General features: G+C 62.6%; 7 protein-coding genes. 1 reads left to right on the top strand and 6 read right to left on the bottom strand.

Annotated features, from left to right (window positions below; genetic code table 11):
* Nucleotides 1-40: 40 nt before the first annotated feature.
* A complete protein-coding gene (locus tag IV498_RS14450) occupies nucleotides 41-835 on the bottom strand; it encodes a GntR family transcriptional regulator (RefSeq protein WP_269047713.1) in 795 nt (264 codons plus the stop codon).
* Between the two features lie 82 nt (nucleotides 836-917).
* On the opposite strand from IV498_RS14450, the gene IV498_RS14445 reads away from it, so the two are divergent.
* Complete coding sequence (locus IV498_RS14445) at nucleotides 918-1,226, top strand: HPr family phosphocarrier protein (RefSeq protein WP_269047711.1); 309 nt, start codon at nucleotides 918-920, stop codon at nucleotides 1,224-1,226.
* A 95-nt stretch (nucleotides 1,227-1,321) separates the two neighbouring features.
* Here the strand turns inward: IV498_RS14445 and IV498_RS14440 are convergent, their stop codons facing one another.
* The 5 genes from IV498_RS14440 to IV498_RS14420 all read right to left on the bottom strand — a co-directional run bounded on the left by IV498_RS14440 (nucleotide 1,322) and on the right by IV498_RS14420 (nucleotide 6,506).
* A complete protein-coding gene (locus IV498_RS14440) occupies nucleotides 1,322-1,723 on the bottom strand; it encodes a cytochrome c oxidase subunit 4 (protein ID WP_269047709.1) in 402 nt (133 codons plus the stop codon).
* Entirely contained in the window at nucleotides 1,723-3,444 is a 1,722-nt protein-coding gene (gene ctaD / locus IV498_RS14435) for an aa3-type cytochrome oxidase subunit I (RefSeq protein WP_269047707.1), read from the bottom strand. Before ctaD ends, IV498_RS14440 begins: the two co-directional genes overlap by 1 nt.
* Before the next feature lie 14 nt (nucleotides 3,445-3,458).
* Nucleotides 3,459-4,331 (bottom strand): aa3-type cytochrome oxidase subunit II, encoded by an 873-nt coding sequence (ctaC, locus tag IV498_RS14430; protein WP_269047705.1) that lies wholly within the window; start codon nucleotides 4,329-4,331, stop codon nucleotides 3,459-3,461.
* A gap of 181 nt (nucleotides 4,332-4,512) precedes the next feature.
* A complete protein-coding gene (locus tag IV498_RS14425; RefSeq protein WP_269047703.1) occupies nucleotides 4,513-4,914 on the bottom strand; it encodes a HesB/IscA family protein in 402 nt (133 codons plus the stop codon).
* A gap of 104 nt (nucleotides 4,915-5,018) precedes the next feature.
* Complete coding sequence (locus IV498_RS14420) at nucleotides 5,019-6,506, bottom strand: dipeptidase (RefSeq protein ID WP_269047701.1); 1,488 nt, start codon at nucleotides 6,504-6,506, stop codon at nucleotides 5,019-5,021.
* Between the last annotated feature and the right edge of the window lie 182 nt (nucleotides 6,507-6,688).

Here is a 6,688-nt window from a genome sequence, read left to right as displayed (position 1 = left end):
CGGCCCCCGGGAGATCCGGGGGCCGCTCCTGTCTATCGCCTTAATGTCCTTGGTGCCGGAAGGGATAAGACCGCGAGGTACGTTTTCCGGGGCGCTGCAGGGGCACCCAGAGCTTGTATCGGTCTGCCCGGTAAAACGATACCGAGTAGTCCACCATGGCGCGGGAGACGAAGGCATGCCGCTGTATTTTCAGCAGCGGCTCCCCTACGTCCACCTTGAGCAGCCGGGCTATTGACGGTGACGCCGCGGTGGCCTCGATCATGTCCTCACCCCACTCCATCACCAGGCCGAACCGTTCGCTGAGCACGTTGTACAACGAGGTGGGCGGAGGCTCATCGAGAATACCGGGAACCCGGTGAGCGGGAATGAAGTTCTCGTCCACGCTCATAGGCTCACCGTCGGCCAGCAGCAGCCGGCGAAAACGCACGATCGGCTGACCCTCGTCGAGCTGCAGCTCGCGCGCCAGGAGGGCCGTGGCCGGTATTTGCTCGAAACTGAGAACCGTCGCGGCAGGGACCATGCCCCTTCGCTGCATTTCCTCGGTATAGGAGGTCAGTTTGACCTGCAGGTCCAGTTTGGGACGGGTCACGAAGGTGCCCAGGCCCACGACGCGGTCAAGAACTTCCTCTGCGACGAGTGAGTCAATTGCCTGCCGCACGGTCATCCGGGCCAGGCCGAAACGGAGCGCCAGCTCCCGTTCTGACGGGAAGGCAGCCCCGGGCTGGAGTTGATGTGTGATGTAGCTGCGGAGAAGTTCGCGCAGCTGCACGTACAGGGCCCTACCCGAACTGCGGTCGATCTGCCCCTGGATCTGCTCCGCAGACTGTGCCACCATGGCCGTTTCCTTTCAAATGCGTCCTTCCAGCCTAGAGGCCAGCTAGTGTTTTTACAGCACCATCCATTCTTGAGGAGAGTCAATGCTTAGCCGGAAAGCCACGGTAGCTGCCGCCGTCGGACTGCATGCCCGCCCCGCCGCCTTCTTCGTCCGGGCAGTCACCCAGACGGGGATGCCCGTTCTCCTGTCGAAACCCGGAGGTCCGGCCGTTGACGCCCGCTCGCTGCTGGAAGTCATGACGGCCGATTTCAACTGCGGCGCCGAAGTGATCCTCACTGTGGACGAACGGGGACGAGACCCACATGCGGTGGATGCGGCCCTGGACCATCTCACGGCCCTGCTGGCCTCCGACTTGACCGGAACCAACACCGCAGCCGACGGGGGCAGCTGAACGCACTGTGGCAGGCCGGGAGTTGCGGGCACACCAAGAGGGACCCCGCCGGCAGGTGGAGTCCCTCTGGGTGTATCGCTGATAAACGACCTTAGTTAGTGCGCGTGGTCACCGCGGCTGTACTCGAACACCCAGCCGACCAGTGCAATAACTGCCAGTCCCGCGGCGATGTAAACAATCCAGAACCCAACGGCCATCCCGAAGAAGGCCGTGGCACAGGCAACGCCGAGGACCAAGGGCCACCAGCTCCAGGGGCTGAAGTGGCCCTGTTCGCCGGATCCCTCGTGGATTTCGGCATTGGTGCGGTCCTCCGGACGCAGCCCCACCCGCTTGCCGGTGTAGCCCAGGTAAAACGCGATCATTCCGCACAGACCGGCAACAAGGGTCAAACCCAAACCGCCAACCCATTCCGTGAAACCGGTCATGATGCCATAAAAGATTGCCGACAGTATCGCAAAAATGCTCAAACCGCCAAAGAGTTTTGTCTCGACTTTCATTAGGGACGTTCCCCCCGGTCGGCTGCACCGAGCACTGCTGTGACGGGTGCGGAATTTGTTTGGAATGTTGACAGCTCAGGATGATGCAGATCAAGCGCGGGCCGTTCGGACCGGATCCTGGGCAGTGAGGTGAAGTTATGCCGCGGCGGCGGACAGGACGTGGCCCATTCCAGCGAGGCGCCAAAACCCCAGGGGTCGTCCACTTCGACCCGGACATTGCTGCGCCAGGTGATGTAGACGTTCCAGAAGAACGGGATCAGGGATGCTCCCAGGACGAATGAGGAGATGGTGGAGAACTGGTTCATCCAGGTGAAGTTGTCTTCGGGAAGGTAGTCCGCGTACCGGCGGGGCATGCCGAGCACGCCCAGCCAGTGCTGGATCAGGAATGTGCCGTGGAAGCCGAGGAACAGCAGCCAGAAATGGATCTTACCCAGCCGTTCGTTGAGCATCTTCCCGGTCCACTTAGGCCACCAGAAGTAGAAGCCGGCGAACATCGCGAAGACCACCGTGCCGAACACCACATAGTGGAAGTGCGCCACGACGAAGTACGTGTCGGAGACGTGGAAGTCCAGCGGCGGGGAGGCCAGGATAATCCCGGTCAGCCCGCCGAACAGGAAGGTGATCAGGAAGCCGATGCTCCACAGCATGGGCGTCTCGAAGGTAAGCGAGCCGCCCCACATGGTGCCGATCCAGTTGAAGAACTTCACGCCCGTGGGCACCGCGATCAGCATCGTCATGAACGAGAAGAACGGCAGCGCCACCGAACCTGTGACGTACATGTGGTGCGCCCACACCGTCACGGACAGCGCGGCGATGGAGATGGTGGCGTACACCAGGCCCTTGTAGCCAAAGACCGGTTTCCGGCTGAAGACGGGGAAAATTTCCGAGACGATGCCGAAGAACGGCAGCGCGATAATGTACACCTCCGGGTGGCCGAAGAACCAGAACAGGTGCTGCCAGAGCACCGCGCCACCATTGGCCGGATCAAAGATGTGTGCACCGAAACGCCGGTCCGCACCGAGGGCGAAGAGGGCTGCGGCCAGCGGCGGGAAGGCCATCATTACCAAAATGGCCGTGATCAGCGTGTTCCAGGTAAAGATCGGCATCCGCCACATCGTCATGCCGGGCGCACGCATGCAGATGATCGTGGTGATGAAGTTGACCGAGCCCAGAATGGTCCCGAAACCGGAAAGCGCCAGTCCGAAGACCCACAGATCCCCGCCCACACCGGGCGTGAACGTGGTGTTGGACAGCGGGGCGTACGCGAACCAGCCGAAGGAGGCCGCGCCCTGCGGTGTGATGAAGCCGGAAACGGCGATGGTGCTGCCGAACAGGAAGAACCAGAAGGCCAGAGCGTTCAACCGCGGGAAGGCCACATCGGGAGCGCCGATCTGCAGCGGCATGATGACGTTGGCGAACCCGGCGAACAGCGGGGTGGCGAACATGAGCAGCATGACCGTGCCATGCATGGTGAACAGCTGGTTGTACTGCTCCTTGGTGCCCAGGATCTGCATCCCGGGCTCAAACAGCTCGGCGCGCATCAGCAGCGCCATGACGCCACCAAGGCAGAAGAAGATAAAGGAAGCAATCAGGTACATATACCCGATGGTTTTGTGGTCCGTGGAGGTGATCCAGTTGACGACAATGCGTCCCTTGGACACCGGCACGACGCGTGGCGCCAGGCTGGTGACATCCTCCACGGAATATTGGTAAGTCGACACTGGTCCGGCTCCCCTTACTTCTTCTCGGTCAGGTCAGGATTACGGTCATACTTTTCACCCAGGGTTCCGGTGAAGCCCGCCTGCTTCAGCGAAGCAAGGTGTGCCTGGAAGTCCTGCTCCGAGACCACCTTGACGTTGAAGAGCATTTCCGAGTGGTACTCCCCGCACAACTCCGCACATTTACCGTCGTACGTTCCGATGGCCGTGGGCGTGAGCGTCATGTAGTTTGTCTTGCCCGGGATGACGTCAAGCTTTTGCAGGAAGGCGGGAACCCAGAACGAGTGGATCACGTCGCGGGAGTTCAGCTCGAGTTCCACGGTCTTGTTCACCGGCAGGTAGAGCGTGGGCAGCTTCGACTTATCAATCGTGGTGCCGTTGAGGTGTGCCTGGACGCCACCCTCGTAAACACTGGACGAAATGTCGTTGCCGGCGACGTAGTTGAAGTCCCAGGACCACTGTTTGGCGCGCACGTCGATCTTTACCTGCGGATTTGGATCGCGGGCAGTGATGGCCGACTGGTCGCGGTCGGTGAAGTAGAAGAACACCATGACCATGAACAGTGGCACGGCCACATAGAAGATTTCCAGTGGCAGGTTGTAACTGACCTGGCGCGGAAAGCCGACGGCGTTTTTGCGGCGCCGGTAGGCAATGATGCACCAAATAATCAGGCCCCAGGTGATCAGACCGATAACCATGGCTGTGATCCACGAATTCACCCAGAGGTCGATGACCCGGGCCGTGTGGTTCGTGGTTCCGCGCTCTGTCGGCAACCAACCGTTCTTCATCTCCGGCGTACATCCAGACAAAGCTAACGCGGCGGCAATCGCCATTCCGGAAATCGGAATGATCCTTGCGCGCCGGCTGCCGGTTCGGTCCTGCGAACTCACAGACGGCCCTTCCTCTTGTTGCTGTTGCGCCAAGCGGCGCTCCGGCCGCGGGTGCGAATTTAGTTTTACTACTCGGTGTAGAGCTTACCGCCCGCGCACCCGAAATGCGCACAGAACGCTCCGGACGCCGGCAATATTCCGCAGTCATTCATGCCGGCGCCCTACACCTGTGCCGTTCTGGTCAGTGGAATGAATCGCCACAGGCACAGGAGCCTCCGGCGTTCGGGTTATCGATGGTGAAGCCCTGTTTGGCGATGGTGTCCTCAAAATCGATGCTGGCACCGTCGAGGTATGGCACGCTCATCTTGTCCACGACGACCTCAACACCGTCGTAGTTGCGCACGGCGTCGCCGTCGAGCATCCGCTCGTCAAAGTAGAGCTGATAAATCAGGCCCGAACAGCCGCCCGGCTGCACGGCAACGCGCAGGCGCAAGTCGGTGCGGCCCTCCTGCTCGAGCAGGCTGCGGACTTTGCCCGCTGCCACCTCGGAGAGCTTCACGCCGTGCGCCGCCGGTCCTGTGGCCTGGACGGTGGTCGATTCGGCCGGAATTCCGGTGCTGATCGCTTCAGTGCTGGTGCTCATGAGAGTTCCTAACGTGGGGTACATCTATATGCTACGTCCGACGCTGTATTCGCCGTAACCTTTTCAACCGGCTGCCGCTGTGATCTGTTCCCGCCGCAGCGGAGTCAGAGTCCCTGCGCGTCCAAGGTTGCCAGCAGCAGGGCCTCGGCAAGGATCGTGTTCTCGAAGTCGCCTAAATGAAGGGACTCATTGGCGCTGTGCGCGCGCGAATCCGGGTCTTCGACGCCGGTAATGAGAATCTGTGCCTCCGGGTAGGTTTCCGTGAGGTCGGCAACGAACGGAATGGAGCCGCCCATCCCACTCTCCACCGGTTGGACCCCCCACGCAGTCCCGAGTGCCCACAGTGCTGAGCGGGCCGCCGGGGCGGAGGTGTCGGTGGCGAACGCCTGACCCTGTTCCCCCGGGGTGAACGTCACCTTCGCGCCAAAGGCCACGGTGCCGGCGTACCGCTGGAGATGACGTTCGACGGCGTCCATCGCCGATTGCGGATCCTGGCCGGGAGACAGCCGCAGGCTGAACTTCGCCCGGGCCACCGGCAGCAGGGTGTTCGAGCTCAGGGCGACGGTGGGAACGTCCATGCCGATGATGGACAGAGCCGGCTTCGTCCACAGCCGCGAGGCCAGCGACCCGGATCCGGCCAGCCGCACTCCCGCCAGCATGGAGGTGTCGGTCCGATAGTCCGCCTCCGGATAGTCGATGGCCGCGGCGTCCCGGCTTACCAGGCCCTCAATGGCGACAGCGCCGTCGTCGTCGTGCAGCGTGGCAATAAGGCGCGCCAGCAGCGTCGGTGCGTCCAGGACCGGGCCGCCGAACATTCCCGAGTGCACCGCGTGGTCCAACACTGCCACCTCAATGGTGCCATCCACCAGGCCGCGCAGGCTCGTCGTCAATGCTGGAACGCCCACCTTCCAGTTACTGGAATCCGCCACCACAATAACGTCCGCCCGCAATAATTCACGGTGCGTGGCGAGGAAGCGGGCAAAGGTCGGCGAACCGGCTTCCTCCTCCCCTTCAATGAACAGCGTTACGCCGAGGCCGAAATCCGCCCCCACGATGTCCGTGATGGCCCGCAGCGCGCCCACGTGGGCCATAATTCCGGCCTTGTCATCGGCAGCGCCCCGGCCGTAGAGCCGGCCATCGCGTTCGACGGCGCCGAACGGTTCCGTCTGCCACAGCGCCGCGTTTCCCGGCGGCTGCACATCGTGGTGGGCATAGAGCAGAACTGTCGGCTTGCCTGCTGCGGCGGGTTTACGGGCGACGACGGCCGGTCCACCAGGGGTGCCGTCCTCCTTGTTAACGCGCAGAATCTGCACGTCCTCCAGCCCGGCAGCGCGGATCAGGGCTGCCACCGCCGCGGCACTGCGTTCCAGCTCCGCCACGTCGAAGGCATCCCAGGCGATGCCGGGAATGGCCACCAGGTCAACCAGCGCGTCCACGGTGGCACGAAAGTTCCCTGCCACACTGCGCCGCAGCGCGTCCACGTCGACGCCGGGCCTGTCGCTTGAAGGATGGACAGCAGTGCCGGAACCGGCAGCTCCGTCCTTGGACGCAGACATTTTCGGGGACGCAGACGTTTTGGGCTCGATTGTCATAGTCGAAACCCTACCTTTGGCCCTGCGGGCCGCCAACTCGCGCGACCATGGGGCGCTGCAGCCGCTGTGACGGTTGTGGGACGGCGCTGCAGTCCCTGTGACCATTGTGCGACGGGGCCGACGAGGGGAGCCTTGCGTGCGGCAGCGGGGCCGCAGCGGCCGGCCAAGGTCGGGGAAGGTGC

Origin of the sequence: Paenarthrobacter sp. Z7-10 (assembly GCF_026932795.1) — a bacterium.
Taxonomy (GTDB): Bacteria; Actinomycetota; Actinomycetes; order Actinomycetales; family Micrococcaceae; genus Arthrobacter_M.
This window is presented reverse-complemented; position numbering and strand designations above follow the sequence as displayed.

What these genes read in the sequence shown, in the direction of transcription:
- IV498_RS14450 (WP_269047713.1), bottom strand. Translation starts at nt 835, where the DNA reads ATGGTGGCACAGTCTGCGGAGCAGATCCAGGGGCAGATCGACCGCAGT.
- IV498_RS14445 (WP_269047711.1), top strand. Translation starts at nt 918, where the DNA reads ATGCTTAGCCGGAAAGCCACGGTAGCTGCCGCCGTCGGACTGCATGCC.
- IV498_RS14440 (WP_269047709.1), bottom strand. Translation starts at nt 1,723, where the DNA reads ATGAAAGTCGAGACAAAACTCTTTGGCGGTTTGAGCATTTTTGCGATA.
- IV498_RS14420 (WP_269047701.1), bottom strand. Translation starts at nt 6,506, where the DNA reads ATGACAATCGAGCCCAAAACGTCTGCGTCCCCGAAAATGTCTGCGTCC.
- IV498_RS14425 (WP_269047703.1), bottom strand. Translation starts at nt 4,914, where the DNA reads ATGAGCACCAGCACTGAAGCGATCAGCACCGGAATTCCGGCCGAATCG.